General features: G+C 62.6%; 19 protein-coding genes and 1 riboswitch. Of the genes, 11 read left to right on the top strand and 8 right to left on the bottom strand.

Annotation, left to right across the window (positions count from 1 at the left end):
* Positions 1 to 28: 28 nt before the first annotated feature.
* From IGS60_RS10035 to IGS60_RS10025, 3 genes are all read right to left on the bottom strand, one after another.
* On the bottom strand, positions 29 to 976 hold the full coding sequence (locus IGS60_RS10035) for a tyrosine recombinase XerC (RefSeq protein ID WP_230504125.1): 948 nt from the start codon (positions 974 to 976) through the stop codon (positions 29 to 31).
* A 7-nt stretch (positions 977 to 983) separates the two neighbouring features.
* A complete protein-coding gene (locus IGS60_RS10030) occupies positions 984 to 1661 on the bottom strand; it encodes a DUF484 family protein (protein WP_070220852.1) in 678 nt (225 codons plus the stop codon).
* 163 nt (positions 1662 to 1824) lie between these two features.
* Positions 1825 to 2913: a porin gene (locus IGS60_RS10025; protein ID WP_070289491.1), complete on the bottom strand. Its 1089-nt coding sequence runs from the start codon at positions 2911 to 2913 to the stop codon at positions 1825 to 1827.
* A gap of 416 nt (positions 2914 to 3329) precedes the next feature.
* Between IGS60_RS10025 and IGS60_RS10020 the strand changes: the two genes are divergently transcribed.
* A complete protein-coding gene (locus IGS60_RS10020) occupies positions 3330 to 4832 on the top strand; it encodes a hypothetical protein (protein WP_230504123.1) in 1503 nt (500 codons plus the stop codon).
* Between the two features lie 24 nt (positions 4833 to 4856).
* Here the strand turns inward: IGS60_RS10020 and dapF are convergent, their stop codons facing one another.
* Genes dapF through IGS60_RS10005 form a run of 3 tightly spaced genes read right to left on the bottom strand, consistent with a single transcriptional unit; the run spans position 4857 to position 7473 of the window.
* Positions 4857 to 5720 (bottom strand): diaminopimelate epimerase, encoded by an 864-nt coding sequence (dapF, locus tag IGS60_RS10015; protein WP_070289493.1) that lies wholly within the window; start codon positions 5718 to 5720, stop codon positions 4857 to 4859.
* A gap of 11 nt (positions 5721 to 5731) precedes the next feature.
* A complete protein-coding gene (locus tag IGS60_RS10010; protein WP_070220844.1) occupies positions 5732 to 6607 on the bottom strand; it encodes a lipid A biosynthesis acyltransferase in 876 nt (291 codons plus the stop codon).
* Positions 6604 to 7473 carry a lysophospholipid acyltransferase family protein gene (locus IGS60_RS10005; protein WP_121670881.1) on the bottom strand — a complete coding sequence of 290 codons (870 nt, stop codon included), beginning with the start codon at positions 7471 to 7473 and terminating at the stop codon, positions 6604 to 6606. The genes IGS60_RS10010 and IGS60_RS10005 overlap by 4 nt, the downstream gene beginning before the upstream one ends.
* Positions 7474 to 7661: 188 nt before the next feature.
* Here IGS60_RS10005 and metK point away from each other — a divergent pair, with 188 nt between their 5' ends.
* From metK to metF, 4 genes are all read left to right on the top strand, one after another.
* Positions 7662 to 8828, top strand: coding sequence for a methionine adenosyltransferase (gene metK / locus IGS60_RS10000; protein WP_099408029.1), 1167 nt, complete (start codon positions 7662 to 7664; stop codon positions 8826 to 8828).
* 122 nt (positions 8829 to 8950) lie between these two features.
* Positions 8951 to 9019, top strand: a riboswitch (S-adenosyl-L-homocysteine riboswitch).
* A 24-nt stretch (positions 9020 to 9043) separates the two neighbouring features.
* A complete protein-coding gene (ahcY, locus tag IGS60_RS09995) occupies positions 9044 to 10468 on the top strand; it encodes an adenosylhomocysteinase (protein ID WP_070220838.1) in 1425 nt (474 codons plus the stop codon).
* An 81-nt stretch (positions 10469 to 10549) separates the two neighbouring features.
* Positions 10550 to 10906, top strand: coding sequence for a phage holin family protein (locus tag IGS60_RS09990; RefSeq protein ID WP_034783534.1), 357 nt, complete (start codon positions 10550 to 10552; stop codon positions 10904 to 10906).
* On the top strand, positions 10893 to 11723 hold the full coding sequence (gene metF, locus IGS60_RS09985) for a methylenetetrahydrofolate reductase [NAD(P)H] (protein ID WP_070220836.1): 831 nt from the start codon (positions 10893 to 10895) through the stop codon (positions 11721 to 11723). Before IGS60_RS09990 ends, metF begins: the two co-directional genes overlap by 14 nt.
* 14 nt (positions 11724 to 11737) lie before the next feature.
* Here metF and IGS60_RS09980 read toward each other — a convergent pair whose 3' ends face one another.
* Positions 11738 to 12265: a 5-formyltetrahydrofolate cyclo-ligase gene (locus IGS60_RS09980; RefSeq protein WP_230504120.1), complete on the bottom strand. Its 528-nt coding sequence runs from the start codon at positions 12263 to 12265 to the stop codon at positions 11738 to 11740.
* A 137-nt stretch (positions 12266 to 12402) separates the two neighbouring features.
* On the opposite strand from IGS60_RS09980, the gene IGS60_RS09975 reads away from it, so the two are divergent.
* The 4 genes from IGS60_RS09975 to IGS60_RS09960 all read left to right on the top strand — a co-directional run bounded on the left by IGS60_RS09975 (position 12403) and on the right by IGS60_RS09960 (position 16989).
* The gene (locus tag IGS60_RS09975) at positions 12403 to 14358 is read left to right on the top strand and encodes a lytic transglycosylase domain-containing protein (protein WP_230504118.1); all 1956 of its coding nucleotides are present in this window, start codon (positions 12403 to 12405) and stop codon (positions 14356 to 14358) included.
* A gap of 12 nt (positions 14359 to 14370) precedes the next feature.
* Positions 14371 to 15087 carry a glutathione S-transferase family protein gene (locus tag IGS60_RS09970; RefSeq protein ID WP_070220832.1) on the top strand — a complete coding sequence of 239 codons (717 nt, stop codon included), beginning with the start codon at positions 14371 to 14373 and terminating at the stop codon, positions 15085 to 15087.
* Positions 15088 to 15099: 12 nt separating this feature from the next.
* On the top strand, positions 15100 to 16197 hold the full coding sequence (locus IGS60_RS09965; protein WP_230504116.1) for a multifunctional CCA addition/repair protein: 1098 nt from the start codon (positions 15100 to 15102) through the stop codon (positions 16195 to 16197).
* An 87-nt stretch (positions 16198 to 16284) separates the two neighbouring features.
* Positions 16285 to 16989, top strand: coding sequence for a GNAT family N-acetyltransferase (locus tag IGS60_RS09960; protein WP_070220830.1), 705 nt, complete (start codon positions 16285 to 16287; stop codon positions 16987 to 16989).
* On the opposite strand, the gene IGS60_RS09955 is transcribed toward IGS60_RS09960, so the two are convergent.
* Positions 16981 to 17505, bottom strand: coding sequence for an Lrp/AsnC family transcriptional regulator (locus IGS60_RS09955; RefSeq protein WP_070220829.1), 525 nt, complete (start codon positions 17503 to 17505; stop codon positions 16981 to 16983). The genes IGS60_RS09960 and IGS60_RS09955 overlap by 9 nt on opposite strands.
* Before the next feature lie 125 nt (positions 17506 to 17630).
* On the opposite strand from IGS60_RS09955, the gene hppD reads away from it, so the two are divergent.
* Together hppD and IGS60_RS09945 are read left to right on the top strand one after the other, a co-directional pair.
* Entirely contained in the window at positions 17631 to 18758 is a 1128-nt protein-coding gene (gene hppD / locus IGS60_RS09950) for a 4-hydroxyphenylpyruvate dioxygenase (protein WP_070220827.1), read from the top strand.
* 361 nt (positions 18759 to 19119) lie between these two features.
* Positions 19120 to 22716, top strand: coding sequence for an indolepyruvate ferredoxin oxidoreductase family protein (locus IGS60_RS09945; protein WP_230504114.1), 3597 nt, complete (start codon positions 19120 to 19122; stop codon positions 22714 to 22716).
* Positions 22717 to 22729: the final 13 nt, after the last annotated feature.

Here is a 22729-nt window from a genome sequence, read left to right as displayed (position 1 = left end):
ATGGATCAGGCTGGCCAACGAGCACGGCTTACTTCACCTTGGCGCGCGGGTGCGCCTGGTCGTATACGTGCGCCAGGTGCTGGAAATCGAGGGCCGTGTAGACCTGGGTCGAGGTGATGCTGGAATGGCCCAGCATTTCCTGCACGGCGCGCAAGTCGCCCGACGATTGCAGCACGTGCGAAGCGAACGAGTGGCGCAGCACATGCGGGTGCACATTCGCGGGAATGTCGGTCGCCAGCGCGTGCGCCTTCAGGCGCAGCTGCAGCACACGCGGCGAGATGCGCGTGCCGCGCGTGCTTAAAAACAAGGCAGCGCTGCCATCGGCCGCTGGCGGGCGCACGGCCAGCCAGGCCGTCAGGGCCACGAGGGCCGCCTTGCCGACGGGCACCTTGCGCATCTTGTTGCCCTTGCCTGTGACGATGACTTCGAAGCTGGCCATGTCGAGCCAGCCCAGCGAGGCCTCCCGGCCGTTCTCGGCCTTGCAGTAATGGGTGTCCAGGCTGGTCAGTTCGGATACGCGCAAGCCGCTCGAATACAGCAGCTCGAACATGGCGCGGTTGCACAGTTGCTCCGGCTCGGCAGCGCCTTGCTGGTGTTGCGCGGGCGCCACGAGGCGCACGGCGTCGTCCACCGACAGGGCTTTCGGTAACGTTTTGGCCCGCTTGGGCGCGCGGATGCCGTCGACGGGATTGGCGTCGAGCGCCGTTTCACCGCTGAGCCAGTTGTAAAAGCCGCGCCACGACGACAGCTTGCGGGCGATCGAGCGCGGGTCCAGGCCGCCGGCATGCAGCTTGGCCGTGTAGCGGCGCACGTCGTTGTGCGCCAGTGCCGTCCACGGCGTATTGCCGCTCAGTTCCAGCAGGGCGCGCAAGTCGCGCCCGTAAGCGTCCAAGGTATGCGGCGACAGCTTGCGCTGCGTGGCCAGCTGCGCCAGGTAGGCATCGAGCCACTCGGCCTTGCCGCGCGCCGCATGCATGGCTGACTCAGGCAGGCGAGCCGGCGCGCAGCGCGGCCAGGGCGGCGCCGGCCGTGGCGCCGATATGCACGAGGAAATCCGTGCCCATGCTCGAGGTAAAGCGTTCGCTGTCGGGCGAGCCGAGCACCAGCAAGCCGAAGGTGCCCGTGGTGTTCGGGGCGCGCAGGGCGATCATGACGGTCGATTCGATCTTGTCCGCCTGCAGCCAGTGCACGGCTTCGAAATCGCGGTTGCTGCCGCAGTACGGCGTTTGCAGGCTGTTGGCGAACATGCGCACGTCGGCCGTCACATCTTCCGTGAACCAGCCGTCGGCGTGTTCCGGCAGCACTTGCCACAGGCGCAGGCTGACGTAGGGCACGTCGAAATTGCTTTGCAAGGCATCGACCAGCACGCGCGGCATGTCCGCATCGTTGCGCACTTGCAGCATGGCCTGGTTCCAGCCGTGGAACTTGCTGGCGATATCGCCATTTTCCTCGGCCAGGCGGCTCAGCTTGGACATGCGCAGCTCGAGCGCCTTGTACTTGTCGCGCATCACTTCCATCTGCCGCTCCTGCAGCGAGATGGTGCGTCCCGTCAGCGGGCTGCTCAGCTTGACCTCGCCGAGCAGCGCGGTATGCTCTTCGAAGAACGTCGGATGCTCGCTCAGGTACTGGGCGACGGTGCTGGAATCGAGTGTGGCGGTCATTGATAGTGTCAGAAGAGAGAAGGATGAACACTTGATTCTAACCGAGAGTGCGCCGCAATATGGAGCAAAAGCGCGCGCCCATGAAAAAAGCGGCATGGTTGCCCATGCCGCCTTGCTCCGTCTGGCGAGTCACGTCACCCGTCGCGGGAGACGCGCGATGCCATTAGAAGTTGTGATGTACGCCGATGCCGACGTAGTTGACGCTTTTCGCAACGTTGTAGTTGATGCTGTCAGCAACAGCGGCTTTTTTGTTCGAGATATCTGCATAGACGTAGGTGCGCTTCGACAGATTGTAGTCATAGCCCAGCGATGCTTGCTTGGTTTTGACGACGCCATCGGGCGTTTTCTGGCCATAGCCGGCGCGGATCTTGCCTGGGCCTACGTCGTAGTTGGCGCCCAGTACCCACGATTTGGTGCCGGTATTGATGATTTTGAAGTCATCATCTTTCTGGTGCTGGATCGACAGCATGACTTTCAGCTCAGGAATAGGATTGACCGAGGCGGCAACCGACCACAGCTTGGCTTGCAAGCCATTGCGCTCGTAGGCAGCCATGGCAGCAAATCCAGTCGAGGTGTACGTTGCGGAGATCGAGTACGGGGTCGACGTCGGCGCCACGTTGGCTGCCACGGCACGGTTGCCCGAAGCAAATGTTACCGAGTTGCCCGGCGCGCGCGCTGGCACTGCGCTGTTGTTATTAGCTTCCTTGGCAGCAACGGTGGCGTTGAGCTGGAAGCCATTGAACACTGGCGTGTTGTAGAACACGGCGTTCGAGAAGCGGTTACGCGAGTTGCCTGGTGCGCTCAGCGGATCGCTGGTGTAGCCGGCGACGGTCAGGTCGGTCTGAAAACCGGCTGGCGTAGGCATGCCCGACCATGGTTCGAACGAGGTGCTCACTTCCTGGTATGCGGTCAGGCCACGGCCCAGGCGTACGGTACCGAAGTCGCCTTGCAGGCCGACGCGGCTTTGACCCTGGAAGAGTGGACGCGAGTTGTTGCCCGACGTGTTTTCAATGGTGCCGGTGTCGGACTCATAGCGAATTTCCAGTTGGAAAATAGCTTTCAAGCCATTGCCCAGATCTTCCGTACCCTTGAAGCCCAGTTTGTTGTTGTCGCGCTTCGTGACAGCGGTGGTCGAACCAGTCGCTTTGCCCAGGCCTGCATCGATCGTGCCGTAGATTTGGACGGACGACTGCGCTTGTGCGGTTGCGGCAAAGGCGCCGAAGAGTGCGAGGGCAACGAGTGATTTTTTCATGTCTTCTTCCCTATTTAAAAGTGAGTTCCGTCCGAGATCCGAGCAGATTGAAATGCGCTGATTGTCGCGTTTCGATGAATGAACCTTAATTCGTCGGCGCGCAAGACGCGCGGGATTGGTCAAATATGCGTGAAAAGATTGGTGAAAAGCGGCATAACTGCATGCCCCTGTTGTATTTTTGTAACGCGCGATTTCTGCCCGTCCTGCGCCGATGGACAAGGTTCTCCCATCGCCACCGTAGCGGCGCATTGCAATCTTGGCATGTCCAGGCCGAGGGATTGTTGCGTTGAATCAAGTTCTTGCGGTCGCTTTGGCGGATTTACGACACAAGGACGTTACACTAAGGGACGGCCTGCACTGATGGGCCTGGAGACGACTCACTATTATTAGAATCATTGACTCAATATCGAGAATCGATGGCAAATCGCGAAACATTAGGATTGATCAAGGGGGCACGTGCGGGCGATGTGGCTTGCCAACTGGCGTTGGGACGCGTGTATCTGTTTGGACACGGTGTGCCGCAAAGCTTGCCGACGGCCTTGCACTGGCTGGCGCGGGCGGCCCAGGAGGATAGCGAGGAAGCGTGCCGGCTGATTGGCACCCACGTGCCTTTTGAAGTCGCGCAACCGGCAGCCAAGGCACTGATTCCGTATTACGCGCAAGCGTTCGATGCGGGCCTGGTGCAGGCGGGCCTGGTACTGGCGCAACTGGTGCTGGGCAACGCCGCCAGTCACTGTGAAGCCTTGCGCGCCAAGGCGCGCGTGGCGCTGGACGCTGCCGTACGCGCCGGCTTGCCCGATGCGCAGTGGTTGTTGTCGCTACAAGAAAAATCATCGGCAACACCGGGGCCGGCCACCAGCGTGGCTGGCGAGCAGGCCTTCGATGGCGACGCGCCGCTGCACGCCTGGCTGGAGCAGGCTTGGCGCCAGGGCAACCATGCGGGTTTTCTGTCGCAAGGCTTGCCGCTGGCGCGCGAGCTGCTGCAGCGCCAGGCCGCCGCCGGGGCGCGCACGATCGCCCTCGACGCTCAGCAGGTGCTGTTGCTGTCGCGTTGCGCCCAGGCATTGGCGCCGGGCGGCGATGCCGAGGGCTGGCAGTGCTGCGAGCTGGCCGCGCATGGCGGCGACCGCACGGCGCAGCTGGAGCTGGGACTCGGCTATGCGCGCATGGATGCGCATGGCCAGCGCCTGGCCACGCGCAACGGCGCCGCCAATTTCAAGCGTGCCGTGCGCTGGCTGACGCAGGCGGGCGAGCAGGGACTGGCCGAAGCCTGGTTCGTGCTGTCGCGCATCTATACGAAACCGGAATTTTCCCAGCGCAATGTCGTCGAAGCGCATTTCTGCCTGGAGCGCGCGGCCGACCTGGGGCATGGGCCGGCGCAGCTCGAGTGCGGCATGCATGCCTGGCGTAACCGCCGCGATGGCGTCAACAACGATGTGCGCGCCGCGTATTGGCTGCTGCAGGCGCAGGCGCAAGGCAGCCGTGAAGCGGAGGCGGCGCTGGCGAAAATCGCGCCTCGAGGCGAGCCCGGCGACTGGGGCCAGTGCGCCGCCATGCACGCCGACGGGCATGGGCGCCAGCTGGGCCAGAACCACCCCCTGCTGGCGGCGCGCCTGGAACTGGCGCGCTGCTTTCATCTGTCGCGTGCCGAGGCCTTGCTGCTCGACATCCACGCGGCCGACCAGGGCCATTGTCTGTTGATCGATATCAGCGCCACGCATGGCCGCGGCAAGCGGCGCCTCGTGCTGGTCCGCACGGCGCAGGAGCGCCAGCTGCTCGATCAGGTAGTGCGCCTGTTCGAGCGCGTCGATTGCGGCGTGGCGGGGCCGGAAGGCAATTACCGGCAGCGCCTGTATCGCCTGAAGTGCTATCTGGCGGAACTCGATGTGGTACAGGAACAGCAGTTCCTGGCCGCCTGACTTTTACTTCTGACCTTCACCCGTCTACAGCTCGATCGTGCCCTCGAACACGGTCACTGCCGGGCCCGTCATCAGGACGGGCTGGCCGGGGCCTTGCCAGGCGATCGACAGTTCGCCGCCGCGCGCGCTGATGCGCACGGGGGAATCGAGCAGGCCGCGACGGATGCCGGCCACGGCAGCGGCGCAGGCGCCCGTGCCGCACGCGAGGGTTTCTCCCGCGCCCCGCTCGAACACGCGCAGTTTCACGTGCTGGCGGTCGACGATCTGCATATAGCCGGCGTTGACCCGGCGGGGAAAGCGCGGGTGGTGCTCGATCAGCGGGCCCGTCACTTCCAGGTCTTGCGCATCAACATCGTCGACCACTTGCACGGCATGCGGATTGCCCATCGAGACGACGGATACCAGCACGGAAGCTGCGTGGCCCGGCAAGGCCAGGTCCAGCGGCCATAAGGTGTCGTTGCCTTGCGCTACACCGGCGAGGCCGGCCGCATCGAACGGTACCAGCTGTGGCTCGAGCACGGGCGCGCCCATGTCGACCGTGATGCTGCCGTCGAGTTCCAGGCGCGGCGCGATGACGCCGGCCATGGTTTCCACGCGGATGCTGGCCTTGCTGGACAAGCCTTTTTCGCTGACGAACTTGACGAAGGCGCGCGCGCCGTTGCCGCATTGTTCCACTTCGCCGCCATCGTTGTTATAGATGCGGTAGCGGAAGTCGCAGCCGGGCAGGCGCGGCTTTTCCACCACGAGGATCTGGTCGGCGCCGATGCCGAAACGGCGGTCGGCCAGGCGCTGCCATTGGGCCGGCGTGAAGTCGATGTCCTGATTGATGGCGTCGATGACGATGAAGTCATTGCCCGCGCCGTGCATCTTGGTAAAGTGGAGTTTCATGTTCTGCCGTATCACTTGTGCTGGTTATAGAACGAGGCTTCGCCTTCCGGACGCGTCTTGAAGCGTTTGTGCGTCCAGAAATACTCGGCCGGCGCTTCGCGCACGCGCTCTTCGATGAATTCGTTCATGCGGCGCGTGGCGGCCGTGATGTCGTCGCCCGGATAATCGTCCCAGGCCGGGTAATAGGTCACTTGCCAGCCCTGGTAATTGGGTAAAAAAGTGGCGATGACGGGAATCACCTGCGCCTTGGCGGCCAGCGCCAGGCGCGCCGTGGCCGTCAGGGTGGCGGCTGGCACGCCGAAGAAGGGCACGAATTCCGCATCCTTTTCGCCGAAATCCATATCCGGCAACATAAAGTAGGGCAAGCCGTCGCGCAGCGCGCGCAAAATCGTCTTGATGCCGTCCTGGCGCGTAAACAGCTTGGGCGGCTTGAAGCGCGAACGGCCGTTGCGCAAGGCCTGGTCGAAGGCGGCATTCTTTTGCTGCACGTACATCGACGAGGCGGAAATTTCCATGGCCGTGGCGGCGCCGGCCACGTCGAGGCAGACGAAGTGCGGGCACAGCAAGATGGTGGGCTTGGCGGCGATCTGCTGGCCCGGGAAGGCGGGTACCTTTTTGATCAGGCGGTTCAATCGCGCTTCCGATGACCACCACAGGATGCTGCGTTCCCACACGCTGCGCGAATAGGCCTGGAAATGCTGGCGCGCCAGCGCCACGCGCTGGGCTTCCGTCAGTTCCGGCATGCACAGGCGCAGATTCGTCAGGGCGATCCTGCGCCGCGTGGGCATGGCGATGAAGAGCACGCTGCCGACGGCCACGCCGAAGCGGCCGAGGATGGGCAGAGGCAGCCAGTGCAGCAGCCACATGAAGGCGATCAGCAGTCTCATGCCTGCTCCCCGGTGGCAGCGGTCGTGGCAGGCGTGGGCGGCGGCGCGCCGCGCGGCACTTTATAGCGGTTGTAGCTCCACAGGTATTGCGCCGGGCTGCGCGCGATCAATTGCTCCATGGCCGCATTGATGGTGCGCGCCTGTTCGGCCGAGCTGCTGTCGAGCGACTCGGTAAACGGCACGAAATGCACGACATAGCCGCGCCCGCCCGGCAGGCGTTCCGCGTAGGTGATGATGACTTCGGCGCCGCCCATCTGCGCCAGCTTGGCGGGCAGGGTCATGGTGTAGGCGGGGCGGCCGAAGAAATCGGCCCATACGCCTTCGCCTTCCTGCGGCACCTGGTCGGGCAGCAGGCCGATCGGTTGTCCCTTTTTCAGGCATTTGGCGAAGATGCGCACGCCCGACATGTTCGCCGGCGCCAGCATCAGGTTTTCGCGCGCGCGCGCCCCTTCGATCAGCGGTTTCAGGGCGGCGCGCTTGGGCGGGCGGTACATCACGGTGAGCGGCGTGCGCAGCGCGATCTGCTGGGCGACGATTTCAAAGCAGCCCAGGTGTGGTGTCAGGAAGACAATGCCGCGGCCATGCTGCAGCGCTTTTTCCACCAGTTCCCAGTTTTCCACCGTCGCATGGCGCGCCACGCGCTCGGCGGGGGCGCACCAGATGAAGGGCAGTTCCAGCACGCTCTTGCCCGCTTCGGCCACGGCCGTGTGCAAGTGTTGCGAAAACCCCGCACCTTGCATGTTCTCGCGCATGCGGCGGCGGTAGGACGGGGAAATGGCGTAAATCACCCAGCCCAGCACAGCGCCAAGGCCATGCAGGACGGGCAGGGGAAAGACGGACAAGAAGCGGAAAATTGGGACTAACATGTATAAGCTGTTTCCAAGAATGGCGTGTTGCCGTGCCAAAATTTTTTAAGAAGCGTAAAATACCACGTATGCAGTAACCGCTGAGTTAATAGACAACTTGCGAAGCGGAATATAAATATCGCTAAAGCGTCGCAGGCAAAATCCTCTTTACTGCGACAGAACATTCACATAGTAATCAGGAGCTTGCAATGTCAAACGACTATCTCTTCACTTCCGAATCCGTTTCGGAAGGCCATCCCGACAAGGTTGCCGATCAAATTTCCGACGCCATCCTTGACGCCATCCTGGCCCAGGATCCAGCCGCCCGCGTGGCCGCCGAAACCCTGTGCAACACGGGTCTGGTGGTACTGGCTGGCGAGATTACCACGCACGCCAATGTTGATTATATTCAAGTTGCGCGCGAAACCATCAAACGCATCGGCTACGACAACACGGAATACGGTATCGACTACAAGGGTTGCGCCGTGCTGGTGGCCTACGACAAGCAGTCGCCGGACATCGCGCAAGGCGTCGATGAAGGTGCGGGCATTGACCTGGATCAAGGCGCCGGCGATCAGGGCCTGATGTTCGGCTACGCCTGCGATGAAACGGCCGAGCTGATGCCTGCCGCCATCCACTACGCGCACCGCCTGGTCGAGCGCCAGTCGCAACTGCGCAAGGATGGCCGTCTGCCATGGCTGCGTCCGGATGCGAAATCGCAAGTGACCCTGCGCTACGTCGATGGCCGCCCCGTCGGCGTGCACACGGTGGTGCTGTCGACCCAGCATGCGCCGGAAATCTCGCACAAGCAGATCGAAGAAGCCGTCATCGAAGAAATCATCAAGCCCATCCTGCCGCGCGAATGGCTGACGGAGACCAAATTCCTCGTCAACCCGACGGGCCGTTTCGTCATCGGCGGTCCGCAAGGCGATTGCGGCTTGACCGGGCGCAAGATCATCGTCGACACCTACGGTGGCGCGGCCCCGCACGGCGGCGGCGCGTTCTCGGGCAAGGACCCATCGAAAGTCGACCGTTCGGCAGCGTATGCGGCCCGCTACGTGGCGAAAAACATCGTCGCGGCCGGCCTGGCGCGCCAATGCCAGGTGCAGGTCAGCTACGCCATCGGCGTGGCCAAGCCGATCAACATCACCGTCTACACGGAAGGCACGGGCGTGATTCCCGACGCGGAAATCGCCAAGCTGGTGCTGGCGCACTTTGATTTGCGTCCAAAAGGCATCGTGCAAATGCTCGACCTGCTGCGCCCGATCTACCAGAAGAGCGCCGCCTACGGCCATTTCGGCCGCGAAGAGCCGGAATTCACGTGGGAGCGCACGGACAAGGTCGCCCTGCTGCGCGACGCTGCCGGCCTGAAGTAATCTAGCCCGCTTGCAAAAGAAGCGCCCCGGCCAGCTGGCCGCGGGCGCTTTTTTTATATGTTGTTAGTTGGCAATGCATGGCGAACAAGCTGGCGCGCCGGCATTGACGATGTTAAAATCCACCGTCCGAGGAGCGTTGCGACGAAGAAATTCGCCAGGCTCGGAATATCCTGCAACCGCGCTCACGTACCTTTTTCAACTGAAAGGAGGGCGTGATGAACGCCGTACTCAAATCGCAACACGACTACACCATCGCCGATATCACCTTGGCCGCATGGGGCGACAAAGAAATCAAGATTGCTGAAACGGAAATGCCTGGCCTGATGGCCATCCGCGAAGAATTCGCGGCAGCGCAGCCTCTGAAAGGCGCGCGCATCACCGGTTCCATCCACATGACCATCCAGACCGCCGTGCTGATCCAGACCCTGGAAGCACTGGGCGCGCAAGTGCGTTGGGCATCGTGCAACATTTACTCCACGCAAGATCACGCTGCCGCCGCCATCGCTGCCGCCGGCACGCCGGTGTTCGCCGTCAAGGGCGAGTCGCTGGACGACTACTGGGAATACACGCACCGCATCTTCGAATGGCCGGATGCGGACGGCAAGGCTGTCTACTCGAACATGATCCTCGACGATGGCGGCGATGCTACCCTGCTGCTGCACCTGGGCGTGCGCGCGGAAACCGACCTGTCGGTGCTGGCCAACCCCGGTTCGGACGAAGAAATCTGCCTGTTCAACTCGATCAAGAAGCACTTGCTGGCCGATCCGACCTGGTACTCGAAGCGCCTGCCGGAAATCTTGGGCGTGACGGAAGAAACGACGACCGGCGTGCACCGTTTGTACCAGATGCACAAGGAAGGCAAGCTGGCTTTCCCTGCGATCAACGTCAACGATTCCGTCACGAAATCGAAATTCGACAACCTGTATGGCTGCCGCGAGTCCCTGGTCGACGGCATCAAGCGCGCCACCGACGTGATGATCGCCGGTAAAGTGGCCGTCATCGCCGGCTACGGTGATGTCGGTAAAGGTTCGGCGCAAGCCATGCGCGCCCTGTCGGCGCAAGTATGGGTGACGGAAGTCGACCCGATCTGCGCACTGCAGGCGGCGATGGAAGGCTACCGCGTGGTGACGATGGATTACGCGTGCGAACACGGCGACATCTTCGTCACTTGCACCGGCAACTATCACATCCTGACGCACGATCACCTGACGCGCATGAAAGACCAGGCCATCGTCTGCAACATTGGTCACTTCGACAATGAAATCGACGTCGCTTCGTTGAAACAATACGAGTGGGAAAACATCAAGCCGCAAGTCGACCACATCATCTTCCCGTCGGGCCGCCGCATCATCCTGCTGGCCGAAGGCCGTCTGGTCAACCTCGGTTGCGGCACGGGCCACCCGTCGTACGTGATGAGCTCGTCGTTCGCCAACCAGACGATCGCCCAGATCGAGCTGTACGCGAACACGGCCAACTACCCGGTCGGCGTGTACACCCTGCCAAAACACCTCGATGAAAAAGTCGCCCGTTTGCAACTCAAAAAGTTGAATGCGCAGCTGACGGAACTGACGCAAGAGCAAGCCGACTACATTGGCGTGCGTCAAGAAGGCCCCTACAAGCCTGAGCACTACCGTTACTAATCGGTAGTCCGGGGCTGTAACCCACCCTCTGAAGGCCGGCGCATGCCGCCGGCCTGACCCTACTTTTGACAGGCTAGAGAAATGCGCTTGCTACTGATTTGGTTTATCAATGCGGCAGCCCTGTTTGCCGTCCCCTACCTGATGCACTCGGTGACGATGAGCAGCGGCTGGACCGCGCTGCTGGCCGCTGCCGTGCTGGGGCTGGTCAATGCGCTGATCCGCCCTTTGCTGATCCTGCTGACCCTGCCCGTGACGTTCCTGTCGCTGGGCCTGTTTATTTTGATTATCAACGGCTTCCTGTTCTGGCTGGTGGCGCAGGTGATCGATGGTTTCCATGTCGCCAGTTTCTGGTCTGCCGTGGGCGGTGCCATTCTGTACAGCATCATTTCCTGGGCCCTGTCGACCTTACTTTTGAGTAATGACGATGGAAAAGCATAATTTCAGTATTGAGTTTTTCCCGCCGAAAACCCTGGAAGGGGCGGAAAAGCTGCGCGCCACGCGTGTCAAGTTGTCCGAATTGCATCCGAAGTATTTCTCGGTGACGTTCGGCGCGGGCGGCACCACGCAGCAGGGCACGCTGGACACCGTGCGCGAGATCCTGGCGGCCGGCGAACAGGCCGCGCCGCACCTGTCTTGCGTCGGCGGTTCGCGTGCATCGATCCGCGCCGTGCTGGCCGACTTCAAGGCGGCCGGCGTGAAGCGTATCGTGGCCTTGCGCGGCGACTTGCCGAGCGGCTACGGCGCCTCGGGCGAGTTCCGCTACGCCAACGAGCTGGTGGAATTCATCCGCGCCGAGACGGGCGACCATTTTCATATCGAAGTGGCCGCCTATCCGGAAGTGCATCCGCAAGCCCGTTCGCCGCAGGATGACCTGAACGCGTTCGCGCGCAAGGTGCAGGCCGGCGCCAATGCCGCCATCACCCAGTACTTCTACAATGCCGACGCGTATTTCCAGTTTGTCGAGCAGACGCAGAAGATGGGCATCAACGTGCCTATCGTGGCCGGTATCATGCCGATCACGAACTACACGCAGCTGATGCGCTTTTCGGACATGTGCGGCGCGGAAATTCCACGCTGGGTGCGTCTGAAACTGGCCAGCTTCGGCGACGACAGCGCGTCCATCAAGGCTTTTGGCCTGGACGTGGTGACGGGCCTGTGCGAGCGTTTGCTGGAAGGCGGCGCGCCAGGCTTGCATTTCTATAGCATGAACCAGGCGGCGCCCACGACGGCCTTGTGGCAGCGCCTGGTGAAATAAACCGTCCTGACTTGTCAGAACAGATCGCCCTCGGTCACGATGTGATCGAGGGCGATGTCGTATTCGCCGTTGGGAAAATTTGCCGCCAGGCAGGCATAGGCGATACCGAGGGTGCGCGGACGGGGCGTGGCCGCCAGGGTGCGGTCGTAATAGCCGCCGCCATAGCCGAGGCGAAAGCGTTCCTGGTTAAAACCCAGGCAGGGCACGAGCAGGGTGGCGGGTGCCGGGTGGAGGCGCAATTGCTCGGGCACGGCCACGCCCATGCCATCCTTGACCATGGGCTCGCCCGGCGTCCAGTCGGAAAATGCCAGCGGCGCATGTTTTTCCAGCACCACCGGCAAGCTTAATTGCACGCCGCGCGCGGCCAGCTGCGCATATGCCTCGTGCAAGTCCGGCTCGCCGTGCAGGGGCCAGTACACGCCCAGTTCCTTGACGTTTTCTTGCGCGCACCAGTCGAGCAGGCGCTGCGCGATGGCCGCATCCCACCTTGCTCGCGTGGTCTCGGGCAGGGCGCGCCTGGCCGCCAGCAAGGCTTTGCGCAAGCTGGCTTTTTCCTGTGGCGCAATGGGTGGCCGTGTAGCCGGATCGCATGTTATTCTAGGGTCGCTATTCATATCACCATCAAGTTAAGATTGAGAGTCGTACATTGATTTCCCCACTGAAATGGATTGCCGGCACGATGCTGTGTGTTGCATCGGCCTTGTCTCCCCTGGCCGCCCTGGCCCAGGTATCGACCACCGCCCCCCCAGCCGCCCCCGACACGCGCAGCGAGGACGATGCCTTCCTGCTGTTGCGCGATGCCGCGCGCAAGGATGACGTCGAAAAAGCCGACTTTTATGCGGGGCGCCTGACGAATTACCAGATTCCCTCGTATGTTGACTATTATCGGCTGAAACCGCGCATCAAACTGCTGACCGAGGCGCAATTTCGCGATTACCTGAACCGCTACAAGGGCAGCGCCATCGCCGACCGTTTCCGCAACGACTGGCTGCTGGAACTGGGCCGCAAGCGCGACTGGGTCGTGTTCGATGAACAATATCCGCAATTCGCCCTCGACGACGATACCCAGCTCAAGTGCTATGCGCTGATGTCGCGCGCCGCCAAGGGCCAGAACGTGGCGTCCGAGGCGCGCAACCTGCTCGTCTCGCCACCGGGCTATGGCGAAGCGTGCGGCAGCCTGATCGCGGCATTGGCGCAAAATGGCCAGTTCGACGCGAACGACCTGTGGGCGCAGATCCGCCTGGCGGGCCAGACCAACGCCACGGGCCCGGCGCGCCGCATCGCGCTGCTGCTGGGCGCCTCCGACGCGAAGATGGCGCAAGCGATCGACTTGCCCGCGCTGGTGCTGGCCAAGGGGCCGGGCGCCAGCCGTGCCGACCACGAGATGTACCTGGTGGCCGTCGGCCGCATGGCGAAAAGCACCTTGAAACTGGGCGTGGTGGCGCTGCAAAAGGCCAGTGCGCAGCTGACGCCGCAGGAACAGGCCATCGGCTGGGCCAGCCTGGCCCTGCAGGCGTCGTATTCGCTGGCGCCGGAAGCATTCGAATATTGGCAAAAAACCAATGGCGCACCGTTGACCCAGGAGCAGATGCAATGGAAGGCGCGTATCGCCTTGCGTGAAGGCAACTGGCCCCAGGTGAAGGCGGCGATCCAGGCCATGCCGGCCTCGCTGCGCACGGACCCGACCTGGGTCTACTGGCTGGCGCGCGCGCAGCAGGCGGAAACGCCGGGCCGCCCGAATGCGCAGGCCGATGCCCTGTACCGCACGATCAGCGATCAATCGAATTTCTACGGCTTGCTGGCCAATGAAGAGCTGGGCAACCACCTGGTCTTGCCGCCGCCGGGCCAGCCCGTCACGCCGGCGGAAATCGCCGCCATGGCCGCCAATCCGGGGCTGCAGCGCGCCTTGAAATTCTTCAATATGCGCTTGCGCTTCGAGGGCACGCGCGAGTGGAACTGGGAATTGCGTTCGATGACGGACAGGCAACATCTGGCCGCCGCGGAGTTTGCGCGCCAGAACAATGTGCTCGACCGCATGGTCAATACTTCCGACCGCACGCGCCTGGAAGTGGACTATACGCAACGCTATCCGACGCCGCACGACGACGTCATGCATCCGGCCACGCAAACCCTGGGCCTGGACAAGGCCTGGGTGTACGGCTTGATCCGCCAGGAATCGCGCTTCATCATGGATGCGCAGTCGCACGTGGGCGCGTCCGGTTTGATGCAGGTCATGCCGTCGACGGCACGGTATGTCGCCAAGAAGATCGGCCTGACCGATTTCGTCACGGAAACCTTGAGCGATGTGCGCACCAACGTCTTGCTGGGCACGAATTACCTGAACATGGTGCTCGGTGGCCTGGACGGTTCGCAAGTGCTGGCCAGCGCCGCCTACAACGCGGGGCCGGGGCGCTTGCGCATCTGGCGCGCCACCATGACGCGTCCGCTGGAAGGCGCCATCTTTGCCGAGATCATTCCCTACACGGAAACGCGCGGCTATGTGAAAAACGTGATGGCCAACGCCACGTATTACGCGGCCCTGTTCGAAAAAAGCCCGCAGTCGCTGAAAGCGCGCCTGGGCACCGTGGGGCCGAAGAATAGCGCCGTTTCTGCCGATTTGCCATCATCCAACTAAAGCTAGCCGACCATGCAAACGACCATCCTTGATCCCAGCCTGACGCAAACCCTGGCCGCTGCCCGCGAGCCGGGCCTGACCCTCATCATCGGCAACAAGAATTACTCGTCGTGGTCGATGCGCCCGTGGGTGGCCATGACGGCCTTCGGTATTCCGTTCCATGAAGTACGCGTGCTGCTCGACCAGAGCGACACGGCCACCAAAATTGCCGAATATTCGGCTTGCGGCCGGGTGCCCGTGCTGCTGGCGGGCGAGATCACGATCTGGGACAGCCTGGCCATCTGCGAATACCTGGCCGAGCAGTTTCCAGATAAACACCTGTGGCCGCAGGATGTGGCCGCGCGCGCCATGGCGCGTTGTGTCTGTGCGGAAATGCATTCGGGCTTTACCGGCTTGCGCACGGATATGTCGATGAATATCAAGGCGAAGTTGCCGGGCCGTGGCCGCACGGCCGCCGCGCAGGCCGACATCGGCCGCATCAGCGAAATCTGGGAAGAGTGCCTGTCGCGCTTTGGCCACCACCAGTTCCTGTTTGGCGAGTTTTCCATCGCCGACGCGTATTTCGCCCCTGTCGTCATGCGTTTCCGCACGTATGGCGTGTCGCTGGCACCGGCCCTGAACGCCTACTGCGAGCGCGTGCAGGCGCACCCGGCCGTGGCCCGCTGGATCGCGGAAGCGCTGGCGGAAACGGAAACGGCGCCCAAGCACGACGCGGAACTCCCCGATTAAAGAAAAGTGACCATGAAGATTTACACGGTCGGTGGCGCGGTGCGCGACCAACTGCTGGGCTTGCCCGTGAAAGACCACGACCACGTCGTCGTGGGCGCCACGCCGGAAGACATGCTGCGCCAGGGTTTCCGGCCCGTCGGCAAGGATTTTCCCGTCTTCCTGCACCCGAAGACGCAGGAAGAATACGCGCTGGCCCGCACGGAACGCAAGACGGCCCCCGGCTACCGGGGTTTCGTCTTCCACACGGCGCCCGACGTCACCCTGGAAGACGATCTGGTGCGGCGCGATCTGACCATCAACGCCATCGCGCAAGCCGAGGACGGGACGTTGACCGACCCGTTCGGCGGCGTCGAGGATATCGGGAACAAGATCTTCCGCCACGTCTCCGACGCGTTCGGCGAAGACCCCGTGCGCATCTTGCGTCTGGCCCGCTTTGCTGCCCGTTTTCATACTTTCACTGTCGCACCGGCCACCATGGCGCTGATGCGCCAGATGGTGGCTGATGGCGAAGTCGATGCCCTGGTGGCCGAGCGCGTGTGGCAGGAAGTGGCCAAGGGACTGATGGAAAGCCATCCTGCGCGCATGCTGACGGTGCTGCACGAGTGCGGCGCCCTGGCGCGCATCATGGGCGAAATTACCATCAGCGAGCGCTTGCTGCAGGTCGTCGATCACGCGGCCGCGCAAGGTCATGACTTGCCCGTGCGCTTTGCCGCCTTGATGCTGCATTTGAGCAAGGATGCCATCGAGCAGCTGAGCGAGCGCCTGCGCGTGCCCAACGAGTGCCGCGAACTGGCCGTCATGGCAGCGCGCGAGCGGGACAATATCAACGGCGCGCTGGACTTGGGCGCCGAGGCCATCGTCAGTCTGTGCGAACGCTGCGACGGCTTGCGCAAGCCGCAGCGCTTCGTGCAACTGCTGCAGGCCGTGGCTTGCGACGGACTGGTCACCGGCGACTTTCCCCAGGCGGCGCGGCTGCAGGGCGGGCTGGACGCGGCGCGCGGCGTGAATGCGGGTGCGCTGGCGCAAGGCTGTACGGAGCCGAAACGCATTCCCGAAGTCATCCATGCGGCGCGGGTGGCGGCCGTGGCGGCCTTCCTGGCCCAGGCTTGAACGGCGGGAATAGGCTACAATGGCGCCATGATGTTGCACTGCACAATAACGGCCTGACGTGCCGCAGCACCGCCCCCAGGAGTCGACGTGACCTTACCCAAGCTGTTTCAAAACCCGTTTCGCCGCTGGCTCAGCCGTAGCGGCGGCGGGCGCCCGACCGTGCTCGTCAAGCAGTTGCATGAGCGCGACCGGCGCCGCATGATGAAGCATTTCCTGTCGCTCGAGAAAAGCGACCGTTTGCTGCGCTTCGGCAGCGCCTTGCCCGATGAACTCGTCGCGCAGTACGTGCAAAAGATGGATTTCTCGCGCGACATGATCTACGGCGTCTACAACAGCCTGTTCAAGCTGGTGGGCGTGGGCCATCTGGCGTTCGCGCCGAAGGACCAGTCGCCGGCGAAAAGCGTGGTGACGGACAAGGAGCAGGTGGCCGAGTTTGGCGTATCCGTGTCGAAATCGATGCGCGGCATGGGCGTCGGTTCGAAACTGTTCGAGCGGGCGGCAATTCACTGCCGCAACAACGATGTCGATACCCTGTACATGCATTGTTTGTCGTCGAACAAGACGATGATGCATATCGCCAAGAAGGCGGGCATGGAAATCCAGCGCGACTATGGCGAAGCTGATGCTTATTTGAAACTGTTGCCGCCGAACCCGACGAGCATGCTGCAGGAAGCCGTGCAGGAGCAGTTCGCCATGTTCGATTACACCTTCAAGGCAAATGCGCGCGCCGCCAGCAAACTGTTCGAACGCTTGCCGGGGCGCAAGAAGCAGCCCGGGCCGCCATCACAATAAGGGCAGGGCCGTCGTATCCTTGATGCGCTGCAAGGCAAAGCTCGATTTCACGTCCAGCACGGCCGGGTGGCGCAGCAAGGTGGCCATCATGAAGCGCGAAAAGTGCTCCATATCTTCCACGTGCACGCGCAACAGATAATCCATTTCGCCCGTCATCGCATAGCAGGCCACCACTTCCGGCCAATGCGCCACGGCCACGGCGAAGTCGGCGCGCGGCGAGGTATTCGTCACCAGATTCGGCGCCAGCACGCGGGCCGTGCTGTGGGCCGTGGCGTCGCTGTGCTTTTCCAGCCGCACGTTCACGTAGGCCAGCAAGCCCAGGCCGATCTTTTCCGGGTCCAGCAGGGCCACGTACTGGCGGATCACGCCCGCTTCTTCCAGCCGTTTGACGCGGCGCAAGCATGGCGACGGCGACAGGCTGACCTGCTCGGCCACGTCCTGATTCGACAGGCGGCCATCGGCCTGCAGGACGGCGAGGATCTTGCGATCCGTTTTATCCAGCGTAATTTTGCTCATGCTTCCTCCGGTGGTTCGTATTTCACGCAATATTATTGCGCAAATCATGATTGTTCGGGAGATCTTTGGCATTTAATGCCCGTGACCCACGCCTATACTGTGCGCTACTTCTTGGAGGAGACATCATGCAATTTCAGCCTTGGGATAACCCGATGGGTACCGATGGTTTCGAGTTCGTCGAGTATGCAGCACCAGACCCAAAAGCATTGGGCAAGCTGTTCGAGAACATGGGATTCACGGCCATCGCGCGCCACCGCCACAAGGATGTCACCCTGTACCGTCAGGGCGACATCAATTTCATCATCAATGCCGAACAAGATTCGTTCGCGCAGCGTTTTGCCCGCCATCACGGCCCGTCCGTGTGCGCCATCGCCATCCGTGTCGACGACGCGGCCTTCGTGTATCGCCGCGCGCTGGAACTGGGCGCCTGGGGTTTCGATAACAAAACGGGTCCGATGGAGCTGAATATCCCCGCCATCAAGGGCGTGGGCGATTCGCTGCTGTACTTCGTCGACCGCTGGCGCGGCAAGGGCGCCGACAAGCCGGACGCGGCCGCACCGGGCGGCATCGGCGACATCAGTATCTATGACGTCGATTTCGTCGCCATTCCCGGCGCCGTCGCCAACCCCGTCGGCCATGGCCTGACCTATATCGACCACCTGACGCACAATGTGCACCGTGGCCGCATGAAGGAATGGGCAAGCTTCTATGAAAACCTGTTCAACTTCCGCGAAGTGCGCTACTTCGACATCGAAGGCAAGCTGACGGGCCTCAAATCGAAGGCCATGACCTCGCCGTGCGGCAAGATCCGCATCCCGATCAACGAATCGTCGGACGACAAGTCGCAGATCGCCGAATACCTGGACCAGTACCATGGCGAAGGCATCCAGCACATCGCCCTGGGCACGGACAATATCTATGCCTCCGTGCAAGGCATGCGCGATACGGGTATCGATTTCCAGGACACGATTGAAACGTACTATGAGCTGGTCAACCGCCGCCTGCCGAACCACGGCGAGCAGCTGGAAGAACTGCGCCGCCTGCGCATCCTGATCGATGGCCACAGCACGGAAAACGAACGCGAACTGCTGCTGCAGATCTTCACGCAGACGGTGATCGGCCCGATCTTCTTCGAGATCATCCAGCGCAAGGGCGACCAGGGCTTCGGCGAAGGCAACTTCCGCGCGCTGTTCGAGTCGATCGAGCTGGACCAGATCAAGCGCGGCGTGCTGAAAGATACGAGCGCGGCCTAAGCTGGGGGCTGCTGTTTGTCGGCTTACGCCGTTCCGGCTAAGCCGACCTACACGAATGGCCCGGTAGGCCGGATGAGCGGGGCCGCCGAGGCGCAGCGTCATCCGACATTGCCAGCAAGCGGCCAATATCTGTAGGTCGGATGAGCGCAGCGTCATCCGACATTGCCGACATTGCCAGAAAAAGAAGCAGCAAAAAGGCAAGAACACGGGAGTGCAGCGCAGCAAAGAACTGCGCGCCTTCCTGTGGTAGTCTACGACAAACAAGTCATTTTTCCGCACCGGCATTGCTCATAAAGCGCGGCCGGTACGTGTGAGTTCAACCGACCTGCACGCGTAGCACAGAGAATAATGGAGACAAGTAATGAATGCACCAATCAAGGGCTCGAGTCTTGAGCCGGGCGCGCACGCGTCCGAAATTTCCCTGAACGACAAATACACGCTCGAGCGTGGCCGCGCCTTCATGACGGGCACGCAAGCGCTGATCCGCCTGCCCATGCTGCAGCGCGAGCGCGATGTAAAAGCTGGCCTGAATACGGCCGGCTACATCACCGGTTACCGCGGTTCGCCTGTGACGTCCGTCGACATGACGGCGATCAAGGCAAAAAAGTACCTCGATGAACACCACGTCAAGTTCCACCCGGGCCTGAACGAAGACCTGGCCGCCACGGCCGTCTGGGGCACGCAGCAGACGAATCTGTTCGAAGACGCGAAGTACGATGGCGTGTTCGGCATGTGGTACGGCAAGGGCCCCGGCGTCGACCGCTGCGGCGACGTCTTCAAGCACGCGAATAACGCCGGTTCCGCCAAGCATGGCGGCGTGCTGGTGCTGGCCGGCGACGACCACGCGGCCAAATCCTCGTCCACGGCGCACCAGTCCGACCATATCCTGAACGCTTGCGGCATCCCCGTGCTGTACCCGTCGTCGGTGCAGGAATACATCGACTACGGCTTGCATGCGTGGGCCATGAGCCGCTATACGGGCCTGTGGGTCTCGATGAAATGCGTGACCGACATCATCGAGTCGGGCGCCGCCGTCGATTTCGACCCGGACCGCGTGCAGATCACCCTGCCGACGGACTTCGAGATGCCGGCCGGCGGCCTGAACATCCGCTGGCCCGACACGGTGCTGGAACAAGAAGTTCGCATGAACAGCTACAAATGGTATGCGGCGCTGGCGTATGCGCGTGCCAACAAGCTCAACAAGATCATCTGGGACAGCCCGAAGGCGCGCATCGGCATCATCACGGCCGGCAAATCGTATCTGGACACGCGCCAGGCGCTGGCGGATCTCGGCATCGACGAGCAGACGGCGTCCGACATCGGCATCCGCCTGTACAAGATCGGCATGACCTGGCCGCTGGAAGCGGACGGCGTGCATGAATTCGCCAAGGGCCTCGACGAAATCCTCGTGGTGGAAGAAAAGCGGCAAATCCTCGAATACGCGCTGAAGGAAGAGCTGTACAACCTCAAAGACGGCGAGCGTCCGCGCGTGGTCGGCAAGTTCGACGACACGGGCGAGTGGAGCAACCAGAAGGGCACGGGGCACGGCGACTGGCTGCTGCCGGCCACGTATGAACTGAACCCGGCGATGATCGCCCGCGCGATCGCCAGCCGCATTTCGCGCTACTACGCGGGCCACCCCGTCGAGCAGCGCGTGAAGGAACGCATCGCCTACCTGGAAGCGAAGGAAAACGTCCTCAAGGCCATCAGCGTAAAACCCGATCCGCAAAAGGACCGCACGCCGTTCTTCTGCTCCGGCTGCCCGCACAACAGCTCGACCAAGGTGCCGGAAGGCTCGCGCGCGCTGGCCGGCATCGGCTGCCATTACATGGTGCTGTGGATGGACCGCGAAACGTCGACCTTTACCCACATGGGCGCCGAAGGCGTCACCTGGGTGGGGCAGGCGCCGTTCACGAATGAAAAGCACGTGTTTACCAACCTCGGCGACGGCACGTATTTCCACTCAGGCATCCTGGCCATCCGCGCGGCCGTTTCGGCCAAGGTCAACATCACCTACAAGATTCTGTTCAACGATGCGGTGGCGATGACGGGCGGCCAGGAATTCGACGGCCCCCTGTCTCCGGCCATCATTTCGCGCCAGATCGCCGCCGAAGGCGTGGGCCCCATCATCGTCGTCACGGACGAACCGGAAAAATACCCGGACGATTACGCCTGGGCCGAAGGCGTCACCGTGCGCCACCGTTCCGAACTGATGGACGTGCAGCGCGAGCTGCGCGACATGCCCGGCGTGTCGGCCATGATCTACGACCAGACCTGCGCCTCGGAAAAACGCCGCCGCCGGAAACGCAATGAATACCCGGACCCGGCCAAGCGCGCCGTCATCAACGAAGCCGTCTGCGAAGGCTGCGGCGACTGCTCCGTGCAATCGAACTGCCTGTCGGTGGAACCGCTGGAAACGGAACTGGGGCGCAAGCGCCAGATCAACCAGTCGTCGTGCAACAAGGATTTCTTGTGCACGACGGGTTTCTGCCCCAGTTTCGTCACGGTGGAAGGCGGCGGCCTGAAAAAGCCGAAAAAGGCGGCTGCCGCCGACAAGGATGCGCCAGCCGTGCCGGCCTTGCCGACGCCAAGCATTCCATCGACGGCCGAGCCGTTCGGCATTCTGGTCACCGGCATCGGCGGCACGGGTGTCGTCACCGTCGGCCAGATCCTGGCCATGGCGGCCCACGTAGAAGGCAAGGGCTGTTCCGTGCTGGACATGAGCGGCCTGGCGCAAAAGGGCGGCCCCGTGATGTCGCACGTGCGTCTGGCGGACCGCCAGGAGGATATCCACTCGACGCGCGTCGGCACGGGTGCGGCCGACCTGGTGATCGGCTGCGATTTGATCGTCACGGCCAGCCGCGACGCCCTGTCGCGCATGGGAGAGGGGCGCAGCTGGGCCATGATCAACTCGACCAGCTCGTCGACGGCCGCCTTCGTGAAGAATCCGGACTGGCAATTCCCCGGCGCTTCGGCGCGCATGGAAATCGAAAAGGCCTGCGGCAGCGACCACGTCGACTTCATCGACGCGGGCCAGATCGCCACGGCGCTGATGGGCGACTCGATTGCGACGAACATGTTCATGCTCGGTTACGCCTGGCAAAAGGGCAAGGTGCCGCTGTCGGAAGCTGCCATCATGAAGGCCATCGACTTGAACAACGTCTCGGTGGCATTCAACAAGGCGGCCTTCAACTGGGGCCGCGCGGGCGCCCACGATGCGGCCAGCCTGGTGCGCATGACCACGCCAGCGAAGGTGGTGGAATTCAAGCGCATCGACACGCTCGACGACATCATTGAAAAGCGCGTGGCCCTGCTGACGGCTTACCAGGACCGCGCGTATGCGCAGCAGTATCTGGACTTCGTCGGCCAGGTGCGCGCCGCCGAAAGCGCACTGAACGGTCCGCACTTGCGCCTGACGGAAGCCGTGGCCCGTTACTTCTACAAGCTGATGGCCTACAAGGACGAGTACGAAGTGGCGCGTCTGTACACGGACGGCGCCTTCCAGGCGAAGATCGCGTCCATGTTCGAAGGCGACATCAAGCTCAAGTTCCACCTGGCGCCGCCGATCATGGCGAAAACGGATGCCCAGGGTCATCTGATCAAGAAGGAATATGGCCCGTGGATGCTGAAGGCCTTCGGCGTGCTGGCCAAGTTCAAGGGCTTGCGCGGCACGGCCTTCGACGTGTTCGGCCATACGGCCGAGCGCAAGATGGAGCGTGCGCTGATCGCGGAATACCGCGCGACGGTGGGCGGCTTGCTGCCGAAGCTGACGACGGCCAAGCTGGCGCAAGCCGTGGCGATCGCCAGCATTCCGGAAGACATCCGCGGCTATGGCCACGTGAAGGAGCGTCATTTGAAGGCGGCGAAAGAGAAAGAAGCGAGTCTCTTGATCGCCTTCAATGCGCCGACGCCGCTGCCGCCCGTCGTGGCAGCACCCGTGGCGGCCACTGTGGCGTGATGGGGTGAGTTCC

The sequence above is a fragment of the Janthinobacterium sp. FW305-128 genome, assembly GCF_020858135.1.
Lineage (GTDB): Bacteria > Pseudomonadota > Gammaproteobacteria > Burkholderiales > Burkholderiaceae_D > Janthinobacterium.
Note: the sequence above shows the minus strand (reverse complement) of the source record. Positions and strands in the feature narration are given on the sequence as shown.

What these genes read in the sequence shown, in the direction of transcription:
- IGS60_RS10035 (WP_230504125.1), bottom strand. Translation starts at nt 976, where the DNA reads ATGCATGCGGCGCGCGGCAAGGCCGAGTGGCTCGATGCCTACCTGGCG.
- IGS60_RS10030 (WP_070220852.1), bottom strand. Translation starts at nt 1,661, where the DNA reads ATGACCGCCACACTCGATTCCAGCACCGTCGCCCAGTACCTGAGCGAG.
- IGS60_RS10025 (WP_070289491.1), bottom strand. Translation starts at nt 2,913, where the DNA reads ATGAAAAAATCACTCGTTGCCCTCGCACTCTTCGGCGCCTTTGCCGCA.
- IGS60_RS10020 (WP_230504123.1), top strand. Translation starts at nt 3,330, where the DNA reads ATGGCAAATCGCGAAACATTAGGATTGATCAAGGGGGCACGTGCGGGC.
- dapF (WP_070289493.1), bottom strand. Translation starts at nt 5,720, where the DNA reads ATGAAACTCCACTTTACCAAGATGCACGGCGCGGGCAATGACTTCATC.
- IGS60_RS10010 (WP_070220844.1), bottom strand. Translation starts at nt 6,607, where the DNA reads ATGAGACTGCTGATCGCCTTCATGTGGCTGCTGCACTGGCTGCCTCTG.
- IGS60_RS10005 (WP_121670881.1), bottom strand. Translation starts at nt 7,473, where the DNA reads ATGTTAGTCCCAATTTTCCGCTTCTTGTCCGTCTTTCCCCTGCCCGTC.
- metK (WP_099408029.1), top strand. Translation starts at nt 7,662, where the DNA reads ATGTCAAACGACTATCTCTTCACTTCCGAATCCGTTTCGGAAGGCCAT.
- ahcY (WP_070220838.1), top strand. Translation starts at nt 9,044, where the DNA reads ATGAACGCCGTACTCAAATCGCAACACGACTACACCATCGCCGATATC.
- IGS60_RS09990 (WP_034783534.1), top strand. Translation starts at nt 10,550, where the DNA reads ATGCGCTTGCTACTGATTTGGTTTATCAATGCGGCAGCCCTGTTTGCC.
- metF (WP_070220836.1), top strand. Translation starts at nt 10,893, where the DNA reads ATGGAAAAGCATAATTTCAGTATTGAGTTTTTCCCGCCGAAAACCCTG.
- IGS60_RS09975 (WP_230504118.1), top strand. Translation starts at nt 12,403, where the DNA reads ATGCTGTGTGTTGCATCGGCCTTGTCTCCCCTGGCCGCCCTGGCCCAG.
- IGS60_RS09970 (WP_070220832.1), top strand. Translation starts at nt 14,371, where the DNA reads ATGCAAACGACCATCCTTGATCCCAGCCTGACGCAAACCCTGGCCGCT.
- IGS60_RS09965 (WP_230504116.1), top strand. Translation starts at nt 15,100, where the DNA reads ATGAAGATTTACACGGTCGGTGGCGCGGTGCGCGACCAACTGCTGGGC.
- IGS60_RS09955 (WP_070220829.1), bottom strand. Translation starts at nt 17,505, where the DNA reads ATGAGCAAAATTACGCTGGATAAAACGGATCGCAAGATCCTCGCCGTC.
- hppD (WP_070220827.1), top strand. Translation starts at nt 17,631, where the DNA reads ATGCAATTTCAGCCTTGGGATAACCCGATGGGTACCGATGGTTTCGAG.
- IGS60_RS09945 (WP_230504114.1), top strand. Translation starts at nt 19,120, where the DNA reads ATGAATGCACCAATCAAGGGCTCGAGTCTTGAGCCGGGCGCGCACGCG.